Raw genomic sequence first — 16,413 nt, 5'->3', positions numbered from 1 at the left:
CCCTCTCTGAACCGGATAACCCTCATACTCTAGGCCACCCCATTCGGTAAGGGAATTAACCGCTTAAGCCACGTGCCAGGGTTTGGCGTCCTCGGTCTCCTTGGCGACCCCGGCCACGCGCAGCGCGTACGTGGGCCGCTCCGCCCCCGGCACCGGCCCCAGGTACGCGTGCCCGGTCAGATGACACCAGGCGGGCAGGTCGACGGGCGCGGCGGGATCGGTGGCGATGAGATGGATCACCGCTCCGGGACCGGCCTGGCGCACGTGACCGCGCAGTTCGATGAGCAGCTGCACGCAGAGCTTGCCGCTGCCGTCCACCACGAGATCAGGCATAAGTACAAGGAAACCACCGCCTGACCCCGGACCGTCACGAACCCCGCAGGTGGCCCAGGAGCTTCTCGACCTCCCCCGCATAGTGCTCGGCGAACTCCGCGGACGCCGGATCCCGGCCCCAGACCGCCTGGACGAGCTGCGGGAACGCGATCCCGGCCGCCGCCATCGAGAACAGCGCCACCAGCATCGCCGCCGGGTCGAGGTCCGCCGGGAACTCCCCGTCCCGCTGGCGCTCGCGCAGGAGCTCAAGATCCCGGCGTACGTCCTCGACGAAGGAAGGGTCGGGCGGCCCGTCGTCGGTGAGGCTCCGCCAGAGCATCAGCCGGCCGTAGTCGCGGCGGGCGGCGTTGGCCCGCACGTATTCGGCGGCGAGCGCGCCGAGCGAGGCCGACCGGTCGGCGAACCCGCTCTCCTCGGCGTGCCAGCGCGCGGTCAGGGCCTGGTAGAGGCCCTCTTTTCCACCGAAATAGTAAGAGATCAGCTGCTTGTTGACCCCGGCCCTGGTGGCGATCTCGCTGACCCGCGCCCCCGCGAACCCCTTGGCCGCGAACTCCTCCAGCGCCGCCTGCAGGATGCGGGCCTTCGTGCGCTCGGGGTCGCGCTGCTTCTCCTCGGGTGCTCGTCTCATGATCTGACTCTATCATCCATCCGGATGGTTGACAGAATCATCCGAATGGTTGATAGTCGAGCCATGACACGGAACATCGCGATCATCGGCGGCGGCATCGGCGGGCTCTGCCTGGCCCAGGGGCTGCGCAAGGCAGGGCTCGACGTGACCGTCTACGAGCGGGACAGGACCCCGGCCGACCGGCTGCAGGGCTACCGCGTGCACATCGACCCGAACGGCGCCCGCGCCCTGCACGACTGCCTGCCCGCCCACCTCTGGCAGGCGTTCCTCGACACGACCGGGCGGGGCGGCCAGGACTTCGGCTTCCTCACCGAGCGGCTGAAGCGGCTCGCGCTGATCGAGGCTCAGGAGGTGACCGACCCGGCCGACGACCACCACTCGGTCAGCCGCATCACGCTCAGGCAGGTGCTGCTGTCGGGGCTCGACGACGTCGTACGGTTCGGGAAGACGTACGAGAGGTACGAACGGCTGCCCGACGGGCGGGTCGAGCTGTTCTTCGCGGACGGCACGAGCGCGACCGCGGACATCGTGGTCGCCGCCGACGGGGGGAACTCGCGGGTGCGCAGGCAGTACCTGCCGCACGCCGAGCGGGTGGACACGGGGATCACGACGGTGGCCGGCAAGTTCCCGCTCACCGCCGAGACCAGGAAGCTCGTGGCGCGGCGGCTGCTCGACGGGCCGAACAGCGTCATCCCGCCCAGCGGCACGGGGTTCTTCACCGCGCCGCACGACCTGGGCGACGGGGTGGCGCACGGCGAGTTCGGAGTGACGGAGCAGGAGGGCGCGCTGATGGACAACTCCAGCAGCTACGTGCTGTGGGCCTTCGGCGCGGACGGCACCCGCTTCCCCACCAACATCTCCGAAATGTCGGGCGAGCAGCTCAAGGCCACCGTGGCGCGGATGATCGAGTCGTGGCATCCCGACCTGCGCACCGTGGTCGGCCTGTCCGACCCCGACACGGTCACGCTCCTGCCGATCCGTACCTCGATCCCGATCGACCCCTGGCCCGCCACGAACATCACCCTGCTCGGCGACGCCATCCACAGCATGACGCCGATGCGCGGCATCGGCGCGAACACCGCGCTGCGCGACGCGCGCCTGCTCTGCGCCGCCCTCACCGGCGCCTTCACCGCCGGCGGCGACCCCGTCGACGCCATCGCGGGCTACGAGGCCCGGATGCGCGAGTACGGCTTCGGCGCCGTCCGCGACTCGCTGCGCGCGGCCGAGCAGTTCGTCGGCGGCAGCAGGGTGAGCCGGACGGGGTTCAAGACCTTCCTGCGGCTGGTCCAGCGCTTCCCCGCGCTGAAGGCCAAGGTGTTCTCCTGACCCGGCCTGTTGCGCGGGAGGAGCCTGGCGAAGAGTGTGGAGGCATGCCAGGCGTCGACACGATGGACGGCCTCCTGCTGGCGGTCGCGGAGTTCGATCCGGACGCGTACGAGCTGCCCGTCGAGGCGGCGGCGCTCGACCGGGCCAGGCGGTCGATCGACGCGTGCGGGCTGCTGCTCCTCGGCGAGGTGCACGGGGTCAGGGAGAACCCGCTCGTCATCCTCGGGCTCATGCGGCTGCTCGGGCTGACCAGCCTGGCCCTGGAGTGGCCCGAGGACCTGAAGCCGCAGCTCGACCGCTACCTCACCGACGGGACGGGGCTGGACCATCCGCTGTGGTGGCTCGGCGACGGCCGCATCACCGCCGGGCACCTCGCGGTGCTGCGGGCCGTCCCGGGGCTGCGGGTCACGCTGTTCGACGGGTGGACGCACGCGGGCGACTGGTCGCAGCGGGACGCCCTGATGGCGCAACGGGTGCTGGCGGCCCACGCCGAACCCGCGCTGGTCGTGGCCGGCAACCTCCACACCCTGACCTCCCCTACCGAGCTGGGCCTGCCGATGGGGGCATGCCTGGCCAGCGCGCGGCCGTCGCTGGAGAGCGTACGGATCGACTACGGGACGGGCAGCTTCTACAACTTCGAGCCCCGGCACATCCGCAGGCACCTGGCCAGGGCGGGGCTGGGGGTCGGGGAGGACGGGCTGGCGGTGGGACTCCCCGAGTTCACCGAAGCCACCGTCCCCCACCTCCCCGCCGACCTCCTCCCCTCCCGCCTCCACCCCTGACCCACCCCCCGCCGAAGTACGCCCGGCAGACCGCCCCCTCCCCTCACCCACCCCAGCCGAAGTACGGACGGCAGGCCGCCCCTCTCCCTCAAGGACCCCAGCCGAAGCATGGACGGCAGGCCGCCCTCTCCCCCAAGGACCCCAGCCGAAGTACGGACGGCAGCGGGCGTGTGGCCGGAGCTGGGGGCGGTGGGCCGCATCTCCGCTGCCCTCAAGGCCCCGGCCCAAGTACAAAAGGTGCGTACTGTGGAGGCGGGGAGGGCGGATGCGGGTCGGGATTCTAGGGCCGCTTCAGGTGGCGGGGTGCGCGGTCGGTGGTGCCCGGGTGCGGGCGCTGTTGGTGCGGCTGGCGCTCGACCCCGGACGCGTCGTGACCACGGACCGGCTGATCGACGACCTGTGGCCGGGTGAGGCGCCGGCGCATCCGATGGCGGCGCTGCAGTCGCTGGTGTCCAGGGCGCGCAGGGAGGCGCCGGGCGTGATCTCGTCCCATCCCGCCGGCTATGTGCTGGACGTGCCGCCGGGCGAGGTGGACGCGTGGGCGTTCGAGCGGCTCGTACGGGCCGGTGACGTGCACCGGGCGCTGGCGTTGTGGCGGGGTCCGGCGCTGGCGGACGCGGCCGGCCTACCCTTCGCCACGGCCCCCGCGGCCCGCCTGGAGGAGCTGCGCCTGACCGCCCTGGCCACGAGGATCGCCGCCGACCTGAGCACGACGATCACCGCCGGGAGCACGACGATCACCGCCGACCCGAGCACGACGATCACCGCCGAGCCGGCTCTCACCTCGACCGGGACAGCCGCCGGCGACCCCGCAGCCGGGGGCTCTGGGTTGGTGGCCGAGTTGGAGGGGTTGGTCGCTGCGCATCCCTTACGGGAGCCGTTCCACGCCCTCCTCATGCGCGCCCTCACCACCCAGGGTCGGCGGGCCGAAGCGCTCGCGCTCTTCGAGCGGATCAAGGCGGCCCTGGCCGACGAGCTGGGCGTCGACCCGGGACCCGAGCTGCGGGAAGCCCACCTGGAGGCGCTGCGGGACGCCGAGCCGAAGAGCAACCTGCCCGCCCGCCTCACGAGCTTCGTGGGCCGCTCGGAGGACATGGCCCGGCTGAAGAGCCGGCTCGGCGGGGCCAGGCTCGTCACCCTCGTCGGGCCGGGCGGCGCGGGGAAGACGCGGCTGGCCGTGGAGGCGGCCGCGAGCCTTCACGTGCCGGACGGCGTGTGGCTGGTCGAACTCGCCGCCGCCGCCGGCGTACGGGCCGCTCTGGAGGGCACGCTCAAGACGACCGACCCGGTCAGGGCCCTGCGCGGCACCGCGCCCCTGATCGTGCTGGACAACTGCGAGCACGTGATCGAGGAGGCCGCCACGACGGCCCGCACGCTGCTGTCCGAGGTGGCGGGCCTGCGGATCCTCGCCACCAGCAGGGAGCCGCTCGACATCCCCGGCGAGACCCTGCACCACGTGCTGCCGCTGCCCGAGGAGAAGGCGGTCGAGCTGTTCGCGGAGAGAGCCGCCGCCGCCCGGCCCGACCTGCGGGTGGAACCGGAAGAAGCGGCGCGGATTTGCCGCGAGCTGGACGGCATCCCGCTGGCCATCGAGCTGGCCGCCGCGCGCCTGCGTACGATGCCGCTGTCCGTCCTGGTGCGGCAGCTCGGCGACCGGCTGGCCTTCCGCGGCGGCCGTACGTCGGAGCCGCGCCACCGCACCATGCGCGCGGTCATCGACTGGAGCTGGAACCTGCTCTCCGACCGCGAGCGCGAGCTGCTCCGGGGCCTGACGGTGTTCTCGGGCGGCGCCACGTACGAGGCGATCTCCCGGGTCTGCGGCGGCGACCTCGACCTGCTCTCCTCGCTGGTGGACAAGTCACTGATCGCCGTCTCCGGCGAGCGCTACACGATGCTGGAGACGATCAGGCAGTACGCCGCCGCCGACCTCCCCGAGCTGCGCCAGGCCCACGCCCGCTACTACACCGAGCTGGCCGAGGCCGCCGACCCGCACCTGCGGACCGGCGAGCAGCTCAAGTGGCTGGCCGTGCTGGACGCCGAGCAAGGCAACCTGGACGCGGCGCTGCGCCACTCCGACGACCCGCTCCGGGTGATCCTGCCGCGGCTCTGGCCGTGGATCATCCGCGGCCGGCATCGCGAGATCGGCGAGCAGGCCGCGGCGATGCTGCGAAGGGTGGGAGACACGCCGCCGCCGGGGCGGGAGCTGGCGCACGGGATCTGCCGGGTGCTGGCTGGGTTCGCGCCGACCGAGGCGGTGCTGGAGTCCGACCACCCCGCCGCCCTGAACTCGTGGGCGCTGGCCGGGGTCGGGACGCCCGCCGACGTGGTGAGCCTCACCGAGCGGCAGTCGGGGCGGCTGCGTGACCATCCCGACCTGTGGACGAGATCGGCCGCGCTGCTGGCCATGGGCATCGTGCGGTTCGAGTACGGCGCGGTGGCCGGGGCCGAGGACCTGCTGGAACCGGCGGTCGACGGGTTCAGGGCCGTCGGTGACCGGTGGGGGCAGTGGGCCGGGCTCTTCTGGTTGTCGCTGGTCGCGGAGAACCGCGGGGACTTCGCCGCGGCGGTCGCCCTGGCCGAGGAGCCGGAGCGGCTGGCCACCGAGCTGTCCGGGCTCGGCACGCCGCTCGGGCCGATGACGTTCCTGATCCGGGTCGGCCAGCTCAAAGGGCGGGCGGGCGATCATGCAGGAGCGGCCCGCGCGCTCGAACGGGCATGGGAGTCGGCCGTGCGGTCCGAGGACCAGGCGATCATCGCCAGGGTCATGCACGCCAGGGCCGAACTGGCCCGGCGCACCGGACACCCTGATGAGGCCGCCCGGCTGCTGGAGGCTGCGCTGGCGCTCGATGTCGAGGTTTCAGCCCAGCTCAGGGCGTACATGAACGTCGAGCTCGCCCGCGTCGGCGAGCCCCGCGAGCCGCTGCGCCGGGCCCTGGAGCTGATGGCCACGTGCTCCGACAGGACCGCGCGGGCGACCGTGCTGGAAGGGGTGGCCGAGCACCTGGAGCCGGAGGCGGCGGCCGAGCTGCTCGGCGCGGCGCGGGAGCTGCGCGGGATCGGCGAGTCCGCCGATCCCCACGTCAACGAGCTGGCCGCCAAGTGCCGGGCCGCGCTGGGCGAGCACGGCTACCGCTCGGCGTCGGCCAGGGGCTCGGCGATGCCGAACCCCGAGAGGTACGCGCTGAGGCCGCTCTCGTCCCCGTGATAGCCGATGTAGCCGTCGGGGCGGACGAGGATGACGCCCTCCTGGCCGTCGAGCGGCGGTAGCACCGTGAACGGGTACTCCGTCCGCGTGTCGGCCAGCAGCAGGAAGCCGGTGCCGCGCTGCTCGGCGAAGAGCGCGCCGAGCCGCTCGCCGCCGCGCTCCCCCACCGACAGCGGGCTGCCGAGGTAGGCCAGGCCGAGCTGGTTGGTGTCGTCGCCGCGCTGGTTGTCCTGCTCCCGGTACAGGCGGGTGCTGAGGCCCAGCACGTGCTCGGCCACCGCCATCCGCTCGTCCTCGTACGTGTCCAGCAGCGCCTCGGTGCCCACGGCCAGCTTCCAGCCCAGGTTGTAGGCGTCCTGGACGCCGGTGTTGAGCCCCTGCCCGCCCGCCGGCGTGTGCACGTGGGCCGCGTCGCCGGCCAGGAACACCCGGCCGACCCGGAACCGGTCGGCCATCCGGATGTTGACGCGGTACTCGGACCGCCACAGGATCTCCTCGATCCGCACGTGCGGCGCGTGCTCGGCGACGAGCGCGATCAGGTCGTCGTCACCGGTGTACGGGGCGACGAGCTGGAAGACGTCGGTGTTCGGCAGCGGGCAGATCGTGAAGTGGACCTTCTGCTCGGCCAGCGAGCCCCAGACGTGCCAGTGCTCGCGGTCCAGGTCGCCGGTCCTGATGTCGGCCAGCAGCATGCGCTCGCTCTCGAACGTGTCGCCGACGAAGCCGACGCCCAGCTGCTTGCGTACGACGCTGCGACCGCCGTCCGCGCCGACCAGGTAGGCGCAGCGGATCTGCTCGCCGCTGCCCGTGGTGACGGTCACGCCGTCCGCGTCCTGCTCGAAGCCGGTCACCTCGGCGCCGAACTCGACCTCGTGCCCCAGCTCGGCCAGCCGGTCGCGCAGGATCTGCTCGGTCCGCCACTGCGGCTGCATGATCAGGTTGGGGTACGGCACGCCGGCGGACGGCTCGCGGATCTCGTCCATCCGGCCCTCCCAGACCACCTGGTCGCCCTGGTAGCTGCGCAGGCTCGGGTACTCGCGGCCGGTGGCGAGGATCTCGTCGATCACGCCGAGGTCGTCGAAGACCTCCAGCGTGCGGGGCTGCAGGCCCTTGCCGCGCACGCCCGTGGGCGGCTGCGGCGACTTCTCCAGGACGCGGAGGTCGACGCCTCTGCGAGCCAGCTCGATGGCCAGGGTCAGCCCGGTCGGCCCGGAGCCGACGATCAGTACGTGTGTCATGCCAAGGACGATGCCTCGGCTCACTGCCAGATCTCTGTCAGCCGCTTTCACGGGCGCAGCTTGCGGAACAGCGCCACGCGGTCGCGGTGGTATTCGAGGTCGTCCGCGTCGTGCCGCACGCCCGGCTCGTCGTCCGGCACGGGTACGACGGCCTCAGGGAGCGTGCCGGCGGCGTGGCGGGCGATCGCGTGGCGCCACTCGGATTCGGCGGCTGTGCGCCCCACCGGTCCGACGCGGATAACATGGCCATCGAGCCGGTACGCGGCGGATTCCTCGCCACCGTGCAATCGTTCGCCGTTCCCTGTGACGTCCCACGTCAGGGCCGCGGCCGCACGGATTTCGGGGGTAAGCGGAGTATCGGCGTAGATTACTCCGTAAAGCCTATGCTTCCGGATCCGTCCCTGATGCGCAAAGGTTAGGGTCACCTACCTCGCACTTGTAAGGAGACCCGTGGCCAGTCCCGGCAGGCTCGACACCAGAGGCAGCGATTTCGCCCGACTAGCCCGTCAGATCACGGACGCCGGTCTCCTTGACCGGCGTCCCTTTTATTACGCGATCAGAATGACCATCATGGCCGCCGTCTACCTCGGCGGCTGGGGGCTGTTCGTCTGGCTCGGCGACTCGTGGCTGCAGCTTCTCGTGGCCGTCGCGCTCGCGGTCGTCTTCGCACAGCTCGGGTTCCTCGCCCACGATCTCGGGCACCGGCAGGTCTTCAGGAAGCGGCGGCCCAGCGACGTCGCGGGCCTGATCATCGGCAACCTCGGCATCGGGCTCGGCTGGGGCTGGTGGACCACCAAGCACAACCGCCACCACGCCAACCCCAACCACGAGGACCACGACCCCGACGTCTCCCCCGCCGTGATCGTCTGGTCGGAGGAGCAGGTCGCCAGAAGCATCGGCCTACCGCGATTTCTCGCGAAATATCAGGCTTACTGGTTCTTCCCGCTGCTGACGCTCGAGGCCTGGCACCTTCACATCGCCAGCGTGAAGGCCCTGCTCAAGCCGGAGGCCAAGCGGCGCGGGGCGGAGCTGACCATGCTCGCCACGCACTTCGTGCTCTACTTCGGCCTGGTCTTCACGATCCTGCCGGTCGGCAAGGCGCTGCTGTTCCTGATCGTGCACCAGGGGCTGTTCGGGATCTACCTGGGGAGCACGTTCGCGCCCAACCACAAGGGCATGCCGATCCTGACCGCGGAGGACAAGCTGGACTTCCTCCGCAAGCAGGTGCTGACCTCGCGCAACGTACGGGGCGGTCTGTTCACCGACGTGGCGCTCGGCCAGCTCAACTACCAGATCGAGCATCATCTGTTCCCCAACATGCCGGCCCCCAACCTGCGCAGGGCGCAGCCGATCGTCGAGCGGTACTGCGCGGAGATCGGCGTCGACTACCTCCAGACCGGACTGATCGAGTCGTACGGGCAGGCACTACGCCACCTGCACGAGGTCGGCGCCGCGCTCAGGCGCCCCCTTCCGACTCCAGGCGCTTGAGCAGCGAGTCGCGGCGGCCCTCGAGCTGAGCGATCAGCTCCTCCTGCTCGTCCGCCTGGCTGATCATGGCCGAGATCTCCACCTGGTCGGTCGCGCCCATGTCACGGACCTGGTTGCGGAGGTCCTGGTTCTCGGCTTTCAACCGGACCAGGTCCTCTTCGACCTGCCGCAGGTCGTCCTTTGTGCTCATTTACGTGCTCTACCCAGATGCGCCCCGGCGATTACCCCCCAGAATGGGTGCATGCGCAAGCCGTCGAGCAGCATGATCGTGTCACTCGTGGTGATCGCGGGCCTGCTGGTCGGCATGGCCGTCACCTACGCGACCAGGGACCAGACGCCGATCAACGTCCTCGACGTGGTGCTGCCGGTCATCGCCTGCGGCGGGCTGCTGCTGCGGGAGCGCTATCCCGTCGCGGCACTGCTCCTGGTGATGGTCTGCGTCGCCGCCTACTACCGGTACGCGGGCCTCGACGGCCCCCTCGTCATCCTGCCGTTCGTCAACCTCTACACCGCGGCCGAGAAGGGCCACCTCACCGCGGCCATCGCCATCGGGGCGGCGTCGCTGCTGGGCATGGGGCTCGGCGAGACCGGCGCCGTCCGGCACGTCGAGAACAGCCTGTTCCTCATGATCGCCGGCTGGGAGGTGGCGGCGGTCGCGTTCGGCAGCGTCACCCGCAGCCGCCGCCTCTACCTGCGGGCGGTCGAGCAGCGCGCGCTCGAAGCCGAGCACAGCAAGGAGGAGGAGGCCAGGCGGCGGGCGAGCGAGGAGCGGCTGCGGATCGCGCGCGAGCTGCACGACGTGCTCGGGCACAATGTCTCCCTGATCAACGTGCAGGCCGCGGCGGCGCTGCACGGGCTGAAGAAGCGGCCGGAGGACGCTGAGACGGCACTGCGGACGATCAAGGACACCAGCAAGGAGACGCTGCGCGAGCTGCGGACCACGCTGGGCGTGCTGCGCCAGGTGGACGAGGACGCGCCGACCGCGCCCGCCGACAGCCTGGCCCGGGTGGACGCGCTGGTCACGGCGTCGGGGCTGGAGGTGCGCACGGATCTGTCGGGGCCGCTCGACGCCGTGCCGACCGAGGTGGACCTGGCCGCCGCCCGTATCGTGAGGGAGGCGCTGACCAACGTCTCCCGCCATTCCGGTGCGAAGCAGGCCACCCTCACCATCAACAACACGTCCGGAAATATCATGATCCGCGTGGAGGATGACGGGCCGGGCGCCACGTACGACGGAGGCAGCGGCTTCGGCCTGCAGGGCATGCGCGAGCGCGCCATCGCGCTCGGCGGCACCCTGGAGGCGGGCCCGCGTCCCGAGGGCGGCTTCCGCGTCGTCGCCCGGCTGCCGCTCGGGAATGGGGCTCGATGATCCGCGTACTGCTCGCCGACGACCAGACCCTGGTACGGGCCGGGTTCCGGTCCATACTCAGCGACGAGGACGACTTCGAGGTCGTCGCCGAGGCCGCCAACGGCGCGGCGGCCGTGGCCGGGGCCCGCGAGCACCGCCCCGACGTGGTGCTCATGGACATCCGCATGCCGGAGCTCGACGGCCTGGAGGCCACCCGCCAGATCTCCGCCGACCCCCGGCTGCAGGACGTCAAGGTGATCATCCTGACCACGTTCGACCTGGACGACTACGTGTACGGCGCGCTGCGCGCCGGCGCGAGCGGCTTCCTGGTCAAGGACACCGAGCCGGCCGAGCTGATCCACGCCATCAGGGTCGTGGCCAGGGGCGACGCGTTGATCGCGCCGTCGATCACGCGGCGGCTGATCGCCGAGTTCGCCGGCCGGGTCAAGCGCCCCGAGCCCGGCCCCGAGCTCAACGCCCTCACCGAACGCGAGCGCGAGGTCATGACGCTGGTGGCCGGCGGCCTGTCGAACGACGAGATCGCGGCCCGGCTCGTGCTCAGCCCCGCCACGGCGAAGACGCACGTCAGCCGCATCATGACCAAGCTGTCGGTACGCGACCGGGCCCAGCTCGTGGTCATCGCGTACGAGGCCGGCATGATCGTTCCTGGCTGGGTTACTCCCTGAGTCGTAGCCCGGGAGACCTCGTGCGACCCGGGATGTACGCCAGGTTGCCGCCCGGGCATGACGCGGCGGGCGGAGCCGTACCGGGACCCTCTGGGCATGGACACCGTGGACCTGGCCCGCCTGCAGTTCGCGCTCACAGCGGGCGCGCACTTCCTGTTCGTGGCCCTGACGCTCGGCCTGGCGACGCTGGTCGCCGTCATCCAGACCAGGGCCACCTTCAGCGGCGACCCCGTGCACCTGCGGATGACGCGGTTCTGGGGCCAGCTCTACATCATCAACTACGCGATGGGCATCGTCACGGGGCTGGTCATGGAGTTCCAGCTCGGGCTGTCGTGGAGCGGGCTCACGGAGTACGCGGGCAACGTCTTCGGGTCGGCGCTGGCCATCGAGACGCTGGTGGCGTTCTTCGTCGAGTCCACGTTCCTGGGCCTGTGGATCTTCGGCTGGGACAAGCTGAACCGGTGGGCCCACCTGGCGCTGATCTGGGTCGTGACGCTGACCGCGTACGCGTCGGCGTTCTGGATCATGGTCGCGAACGGCTTCCTGCAGCACCCGGCCGGCCACGTGCTGGACGGCGGCGTTCTGCGGCTGGTGGACCTCGGGGCCATGGTGGGCAATCCGGCCGCGCTGCTCGCGTTCGGGCACGTGATGGGCGGGGCGATGATCACCGGTGGCTTCTTCCTGGCCGGGGTGAGCGCGTACCACCTGCGTAAGCGCACCGCCGAGCAGGACTTCTTCCGCAAGTCGCTGCGCATCGGGATCGGCGTGGCGCTGCCCGCGCTGTTCTTCACCGTGACCTTCGGCGGGGTCTCGTTCCAGACCCTGCAGCCGACCAAGTCGGCGGCGTGGACGGGCGATACGGACCGGCTGGCCGAGGCGCAGGCCCAGATGGTGGCGGCGCACGGCCCCGGCGACTACCTGCCGCCCGTGGGCCCCGTGCAAGCGGCGGGCATCACGATGATGGTGCTCTGGCTGGTGATGACCGTGGTCGCGGCGCTGAGCTTCCTGCTGATGCTCATCCGGCCCGCCGTACGCGGGTTCAGGCTGTGGCACTGGCTGCTGACCCTGATGATCCCGGTCCCGTTCGTGACCATGCTGGCCGGCTGGGTCTTCCGGGAGCTGGGGCGTCAGCCGTGGGCCGTGTTCGGGCTGCTGAGGACGGCCGACGCGATGTCACACGTGACCGCGGCCCAGATGCGCTTCTCGATCATCGCCTTCACCGGGGTGTTCGCGGTGCTGATCGCGATCAACTACTGGCTGCTGGCCAGGCAGGCCCGCCGCGGGCCCGGCGCGGAGACGCTCGGCACCGCCGACACCCCCGCCACCCCCGTACTGAGCTTCTGAGGAGCCCGTCATGGAGATCTTCGTCTTGGCCTTCTTCGCGCTCGGCTACCTCGTGCTGGCCGGAGCCGACATCGGCGTCGGCATGGTGCTGCCGTACCTGGGCAGGACGGCGGCCGAGCGCCGCGAGGTGATCGCCGCCATCGCGCCGTTCTTCCTGGGCAACGAGGTGTGGCTGGTCGCCACGGCGGGGGTGCTGGCCGGGTTGTTCCCCGAGCTGGAGGGCGAGCTGCTGAGCGGCAACTACACGATCGTCGTGGCGCTGGTCCTGTCGTGGATCGTGCGTGACATGGGGCTGTGGCTGCGGGGGCGGATGCCGGGGCCGCGCTGGCAGACGTTCTGGGACGGCGCGATCGTGGCCGGGAGCTGGGGGCTGGCGCTGAGCTGGGGGGCGCTGCTGAGCCAAGGGCTGGTCGGCATGCCACCCGCCCTGATGGTGGCCGTGCTGGTGGTGGCCGTGCTGTTCGCCACGCACGGGCTGGCGTTCGCGGCCCTACGGCTGCGCGGGACGCTGCGGGAGCGGGCGGCCGTGCTGTCGGGCGGGGCGGGCGAGGCCCGCACCTACCTGCTGACGGCCGCCGCGCTGATGGCGGTGGGGACGCTGGCCGGGCTCCGGCTGCCGCTGGAGCCCGGCACCTCCGGCCCCGTGCTGGTGCCGGTGATCCTGACCCTGATCCCGCTGCTGGTGGCCGCCCAGAGCTGGGTGTGGTGGACGTTCAGGCACCGGGTCACTGGGCCGTCCTATCTGTGACGGCCGTCAGAAGACGGGAACCCCGTCCCTGGTCAGCTTCCAGTTCTGGACGGCGAATCCGCTCGGGTCGATGGTGCCCTTCGCGGTGGCGTACTCGATCAGCGCCTGCCGGATCTCCACCTGCGCGTTGTAGAGCACCGGTGCGCCGGTGACGTGCGGGAAGCCGCCGCCGCCCGACTGCCGGTAGTTGTTGATCGCGACCACGAACTCCTTGTCGGCCGGGACCGGGGCGCCGTCGTAGGACAGGTTGGCGATCCGCTGGCCGACCGGCTTGGAGATGTCGATGTCGTACGACACCCCCGAGAGCTGGTCGTAGTTGTAGTCGGGGGTGTTGCCGGCGTTGGTCAGCTTGGTCACGTCCACCGGGTCGCCGGGAGCGAGCTGGTTGAAGTACTTGGCGGAGTACTCCAGGTAGTCCTTGATCTGCGCGCCGGTCAGCTTGACCGCCAGCAGCGTGTTGTCGTAGACGTACAGACCGGCCACGTCCCTGACCCGGACGTCACCGGCGGGGAAGACGGCGGTGCGGCTGAACGGCGCCGCGATCGACAGCACCGGCAGCGTGTTGTCCGGCAGCGCCTGCTTGACCGTCTCCACCTGCACGTGCTGGATGTAGTCGAGGATCGGCGTGTCCTTGTACGGCGACTCCGCGGCCGACAGCGCCTGCGCCGACTTGGCCACGACCTTGTTCACGTAGCCCACGGTCGTGTCGTGCTGCGGCTTGAGCAGCTGGACGATCTTGGGGTCCTCCTGGACCGTGTTGGTGTTGATCGTGGTGGCCGACTTGCCGCTGACCACCCACCTGCCGTGCTGCTTGGTGAGCTGGAAGTCCAGCCTCGACAGGCGCTGGCCCCACCTGCCCGGCTCGGTCAGCAGCACCTGCCGGCCCGTGACCTTGTTCGTGACGAACCGCTGCGGCACGTCGTTGTGCGCGTGCCCGAACAGCACCGCGTCGATCCCCGGCACCTGCTCGGCCACCATCGCGGAGGCGTTCTCGACCGGGAGGTCGCCGCCGTAGGACGACAGGCCGTTGTCGCCCGCGTGCGCGGTCACGACGACCACGTCCGCGCCCAGCCCGCGGATGACCGGCACCCACTTCTTCGCCGACTCGACCAGGTCGGTGAAGCGGAGCTTGCCCTCGACGTTCGCCTTGTCCCAGATGGCCACGCCGGGGTTGGTCAGCCCGAGCACGCCGACCTTGACCGGCTTCTCGCCCTTGACCTTCATGGCCTTGATCACGAACGGCTTGTACGCCGGCAGCCCCGTCCTGTCGTAGACGGCGTTCGCGCCGAGCACCGGTGCCCGCATCTGCTTGATCCAGGTGGCCAGCAGCGGCAGACCGTAGTTGAACTCGTGGTTGCCCAGCGTCACGGCGTCGTACCCGATGGCGTTCATGGCCTTGGCCATCGGGTGGATCTGGCCGGTCTGGGTGATCGGCTCCACCTTGGCGTAGTAGTACGCCAGCGGGGTGCCCTGGATGGTGTCACCCGAGTCGAACAGCAGCGTGCGGTCCGCCCCGCGCTCGGCCCTGATCTGGTTGACCAGCGAGGAGACCTTGGCCAGGCCGACGCTGTTGCCCGCGCTGTCGGCGTACGTGGCGTCCTTGAAGTAGTCCCAGTTGAGGACGTTGCTGTGGAGGTCGGACGTGCCCATGACCGTGACGGTGACCGAGGGGGCGCCGGCTTGCGCGGGGGGCGCCACCAGGACCAGCGCGCACAGCGCGGCGGCCCCGGTGAGGGCGAGATTCTTGGTCTGCATGAAGCTGGAGCGTAATCCGGACAATCAATCGATGGATACGCGGGTGATGAACTCCCGGACAAGGGTCGTCACTTCGGCCGGTCGCTCGTGCAGGACGACGTGGCCGCTGTCCAGCTCGGCGTACTCGCTGCCGGGCAGGGCGGCGTGCAGCGCGCGGGCGTGCTCGACCGGGACGAGGTAGTCCCGGGTGTTGCCGACGACGAGCGTGGGGGCGGTGATCTTCGGCAGCAGGTCCCTGATGTCGAGGCGCAGGTCCAGCTCGATCTGGCGGCGGGTCCCGTGCGGCGGCTCCCCGGCGGTGAGCGCCTGCGCGCCGACCGCGCTCACGTACTCGGGGCCGAACGCCACCAGCGGCCCGAACGCGGCGAAGCTCTCCGGGTCCGTCTCCGCCAGCCTGGCCCACGTGCGCAGGCCCAGCCTCAGCCGGGAGTCCTCCGCGTGGGTCCAGCCGGCGATCAGCACCAGCCGCCTGACCAGCTCCGGGTGCTCGGCGGCGACCGCCACGGCCACGGCCGCTCCCAGCGAGAAGCCGACGAGGTCGGACGGCCCCTCGAACGTGGCCGCGACCTGGCCGGCGAGCAGGTCGAGCGTGAGGTCGCCGCCCGGGTCGGCGGTCTGGCCGCTGCCCGCGTAGTCGGGGGTGATGACGGTGCGGAAGCCGGCGAACTCCGGCACGAGGTGGGCGTAGTTGCTGACGGCGTCGCCGCCGGTGCCGTGCACCATGACGAGGCCGGGCCCGCTGCCCGCCCGCCGGTAGTGGACGGCGCCGGAGCTGTGGGTGACTGTGGGCATTCGAGGCTCCTAGAGGTTTCCGCCGCCGGTGGCGTCGATGGTGCTGCCGGTGATGAAGCTCGCCTCCGGCGAGGCGACGAAGGCCACCGCGTTCGCGATCTCGTCCACGTGACCGATCCGGTTGAGGGCGTGCCTGCTCGCCGCGTACGCGCGCGCCTGCGGGTCGCCGCGCAGCCAGCCCGCGTTGGTGTCGGTATCGATGATGCCGGGGGCGACGTTGTTGACCGTGATGCCGCGCGGGCCCAGCTCCTTGGCCAGGGCCAGCGTGAACACCTGCACCGCGCCCTTCGTCATCGCGTACGCGATGCCCTCCGGGAAGGCGATGCGGGCCACGCCCGAGGTGATGTTGACGATCCGCCCGCCGTCGGGGATCAGCGGCAGCAACTGCTGGGTGAGGAAGAACAGCCCCTTGACGTTGACGTCGAACAGCCGGTCGTACGCCTCGGGGGTCTCCTCCTCGATGGGCCGGGACATGCCGATGCCGGCGTTGTTGACCAGCACGTCGAGGACGTCCGTCTCGTCCTTCATCCGCTCCGCGAGCGCGTGGCCCTCCTCGCCCAGATCGGCCTGTACGGCGAACGCGCTGCCGCCCTCCTTCTCGATCAGGCCGACGACCTCCTTCGCCGCCGTCTCGTCCCTGGCGTAGTTGACGGCCACGCGGAAGCCGTCCCTGGCCAGGCGCAGCGCGATGGCGCGGCCGATCCCCCGGCTGCCCCCCGTCACGAGCGCGGTCCTCATCC

The 16,413-nt window shown here is 71.1% G+C and carries 16 protein-coding genes; 8 read left to right on the top strand and 8 right to left on the bottom strand.

What is annotated here, in order from left to right; genetic code table 11:
- Positions 1-63: 63 nt before the first annotated feature.
- Positions 64-333 carry a sulfurtransferase TusA family protein gene (locus ACFKCF_RS40090; protein WP_394500547.1) on the bottom strand — a complete coding sequence of 90 codons (270 nt, stop codon included), beginning with the start codon at positions 331-333 and terminating at the stop codon, positions 64-66.
- A 34-nt stretch (positions 334-367) separates the two neighbouring features.
- Complete coding sequence (locus ACFKCF_RS40085) at positions 368-961, bottom strand: TetR/AcrR family transcriptional regulator (RefSeq protein WP_394500546.1); 594 nt, start codon at positions 959-961, stop codon at positions 368-370.
- A 63-nt stretch (positions 962-1,024) separates the two neighbouring features.
- Between ACFKCF_RS40085 and ACFKCF_RS40080 the strand changes: the two genes are divergently transcribed.
- The 3 genes from ACFKCF_RS40080 to ACFKCF_RS40070 all read left to right on the top strand — a co-directional run bounded on the left by ACFKCF_RS40080 (position 1,025) and on the right by ACFKCF_RS40070 (position 6,274).
- Positions 1,025-2,287, top strand: a complete 1,263-nt coding sequence (locus ACFKCF_RS40080) for an FAD-dependent oxidoreductase (protein WP_394500545.1) — start codon at positions 1,025-1,027, stop codon at positions 2,285-2,287.
- Between the two features lie 44 nt (positions 2,288-2,331).
- Complete coding sequence (locus tag ACFKCF_RS40075) at positions 2,332-3,069, top strand: hypothetical protein (protein WP_394500544.1); 738 nt, start codon at positions 2,332-2,334, stop codon at positions 3,067-3,069.
- 325 nt (positions 3,070-3,394) lie between these two features.
- Positions 3,395-6,274, top strand: coding sequence for a BTAD domain-containing putative transcriptional regulator (locus tag ACFKCF_RS40070; RefSeq protein ID WP_394500543.1), 2,880 nt, complete (start codon positions 3,395-3,397; stop codon positions 6,272-6,274).
- On the opposite strand, the gene ACFKCF_RS40065 is transcribed toward ACFKCF_RS40070, so the two are convergent.
- Together ACFKCF_RS40065 and ACFKCF_RS40060 are read right to left on the bottom strand one after the other, a co-directional pair.
- Complete coding sequence (locus ACFKCF_RS40065; RefSeq protein WP_394500542.1) at positions 6,196-7,512, bottom strand: FAD-dependent monooxygenase; 1,317 nt, start codon at positions 7,510-7,512, stop codon at positions 6,196-6,198. The genes ACFKCF_RS40070 and ACFKCF_RS40065 overlap by 79 nt on opposite strands.
- Positions 7,513-7,559: 47 nt before the next feature.
- Positions 7,560-7,736 (bottom strand): hypothetical protein, encoded by a 177-nt coding sequence (locus ACFKCF_RS40060; RefSeq protein ID WP_394500541.1) that lies wholly within the window; start codon positions 7,734-7,736, stop codon positions 7,560-7,562.
- Positions 7,737-8,073: 337 nt separating this feature from the next.
- On the opposite strand from ACFKCF_RS40060, the gene ACFKCF_RS40055 reads away from it, so the two are divergent.
- Positions 8,074-9,000, top strand: a complete 927-nt coding sequence (locus tag ACFKCF_RS40055; RefSeq protein WP_394500540.1) for a fatty acid desaturase family protein — start codon at positions 8,074-8,076, stop codon at positions 8,998-9,000.
- Here the strand turns inward: ACFKCF_RS40055 and ACFKCF_RS40050 are convergent.
- Positions 8,969-9,190 carry a hypothetical protein gene (locus ACFKCF_RS40050; protein WP_394500539.1) on the bottom strand — a complete coding sequence of 74 codons (222 nt, stop codon included), beginning with the start codon at positions 9,188-9,190 and terminating at the stop codon, positions 8,969-8,971. The two genes, ACFKCF_RS40055 and ACFKCF_RS40050, sit on opposite strands and share 32 nt — an antisense overlap.
- 51 nt (positions 9,191-9,241) lie before the next feature.
- Here ACFKCF_RS40050 and ACFKCF_RS40045 point away from each other — a divergent pair, with 51 nt between their 5' ends.
- From ACFKCF_RS40045 to ACFKCF_RS40030, 4 genes are all read left to right on the top strand, one after another.
- Positions 9,242-10,369 (top strand): sensor histidine kinase, encoded by a 1,128-nt coding sequence (locus ACFKCF_RS40045; protein ID WP_394500538.1) that lies wholly within the window; start codon positions 9,242-9,244, stop codon positions 10,367-10,369.
- Positions 10,366-11,034, top strand: a complete 669-nt coding sequence (locus ACFKCF_RS40040) for a response regulator (RefSeq protein WP_394500537.1) — start codon at positions 10,366-10,368, stop codon at positions 11,032-11,034. Before ACFKCF_RS40045 ends, ACFKCF_RS40040 begins: the two co-directional genes overlap by 4 nt.
- Before the next feature lie 96 nt (positions 11,035-11,130).
- On the top strand, positions 11,131-12,378 hold the full coding sequence (locus tag ACFKCF_RS40035) for a cytochrome ubiquinol oxidase subunit I (RefSeq protein WP_394500536.1): 1,248 nt from the start codon (positions 11,131-11,133) through the stop codon (positions 12,376-12,378).
- A gap of 10 nt (positions 12,379-12,388) precedes the next feature.
- Positions 12,389-13,126 carry a cytochrome d ubiquinol oxidase subunit II gene (locus ACFKCF_RS40030; RefSeq protein ID WP_394500535.1) on the top strand — a complete coding sequence of 246 codons (738 nt, stop codon included), beginning with the start codon at positions 12,389-12,391 and terminating at the stop codon, positions 13,124-13,126.
- Positions 13,127-13,132: 6 nt separating this feature from the next.
- On the opposite strand, the gene ACFKCF_RS40025 is transcribed toward ACFKCF_RS40030, so the two are convergent.
- Genes ACFKCF_RS40025 through ACFKCF_RS40015 form a run of 3 tightly spaced genes read right to left on the bottom strand, consistent with a single transcriptional unit; the run spans position 13,133 to position 16,411 of the window.
- On the bottom strand, positions 13,133-14,881 hold the full coding sequence (locus ACFKCF_RS40025) for a 5'-nucleotidase C-terminal domain-containing protein (protein ID WP_394500534.1): 1,749 nt from the start codon (positions 14,879-14,881) through the stop codon (positions 13,133-13,135).
- A gap of 24 nt (positions 14,882-14,905) precedes the next feature.
- Positions 14,906-15,673 carry an alpha/beta fold hydrolase gene (locus tag ACFKCF_RS40020; protein WP_394500533.1) on the bottom strand — a complete coding sequence of 256 codons (768 nt, stop codon included), beginning with the start codon at positions 15,671-15,673 and terminating at the stop codon, positions 14,906-14,908.
- A 9-nt stretch (positions 15,674-15,682) separates the two neighbouring features.
- Complete coding sequence (locus ACFKCF_RS40015; RefSeq protein WP_394500532.1) at positions 15,683-16,411, bottom strand: SDR family NAD(P)-dependent oxidoreductase; 729 nt, start codon at positions 16,409-16,411, stop codon at positions 15,683-15,685.
- Positions 16,412-16,413 lie beyond the last annotated feature (2 nt).

Origin of the sequence: Nonomuraea sp. JJY05, from assembly GCF_043496855.1 — a bacterium.
GTDB lineage: Bacteria > Actinomycetota > Actinomycetes > Streptosporangiales > Streptosporangiaceae > Nonomuraea.
This window is presented reverse-complemented; position numbering and strand designations above follow the sequence as displayed.

Coding starts and splice junctions, on each gene's coding strand:
- ACFKCF_RS40090 (WP_394500547.1), bottom strand. CDS start 333: ATGCCTGATCTCGTGGTGGACGGCAGCGGCAAGCTCTGCGTGCAGCTG.
- ACFKCF_RS40085 (WP_394500546.1), bottom strand. CDS start 961: ATGAGACGAGCACCCGAGGAGAAGCAGCGCGACCCCGAGCGCACGAAG.
- ACFKCF_RS40080 (WP_394500545.1), top strand. CDS start 1,025: ATGACACGGAACATCGCGATCATCGGCGGCGGCATCGGCGGGCTCTGC.
- ACFKCF_RS40075 (WP_394500544.1), top strand. CDS start 2,332: ATGCCAGGCGTCGACACGATGGACGGCCTCCTGCTGGCGGTCGCGGAG.
- ACFKCF_RS40065 (WP_394500542.1), bottom strand. CDS start 7,512: ATGACACACGTACTGATCGTCGGCTCCGGGCCGACCGGGCTGACCCTG.
- ACFKCF_RS40055 (WP_394500540.1), top strand. CDS start 8,074: ATGACCATCATGGCCGCCGTCTACCTCGGCGGCTGGGGGCTGTTCGTC.
- ACFKCF_RS40050 (WP_394500539.1), bottom strand. CDS start 9,190: ATGAGCACAAAGGACGACCTGCGGCAGGTCGAAGAGGACCTGGTCCGG.
- ACFKCF_RS40045 (WP_394500538.1), top strand. CDS start 9,242: ATGCGCAAGCCGTCGAGCAGCATGATCGTGTCACTCGTGGTGATCGCG.
- ACFKCF_RS40040 (WP_394500537.1), top strand. CDS start 10,366: ATGATCCGCGTACTGCTCGCCGACGACCAGACCCTGGTACGGGCCGGG.
- ACFKCF_RS40035 (WP_394500536.1), top strand. CDS start 11,131: ATGGACACCGTGGACCTGGCCCGCCTGCAGTTCGCGCTCACAGCGGGC.
- ACFKCF_RS40030 (WP_394500535.1), top strand. CDS start 12,389: ATGGAGATCTTCGTCTTGGCCTTCTTCGCGCTCGGCTACCTCGTGCTG.
- ACFKCF_RS40025 (WP_394500534.1), bottom strand. CDS start 14,881: ATGCAGACCAAGAATCTCGCCCTCACCGGGGCCGCCGCGCTGTGCGCG.
- ACFKCF_RS40020 (WP_394500533.1), bottom strand. CDS start 15,673: ATGCCCACAGTCACCCACAGCTCCGGCGCCGTCCACTACCGGCGGGCG.
- ACFKCF_RS40015 (WP_394500532.1), bottom strand. CDS start 16,411: ATGAGGACCGCGCTCGTGACGGGGGGCAGCCGGGGGATCGGCCGCGCC.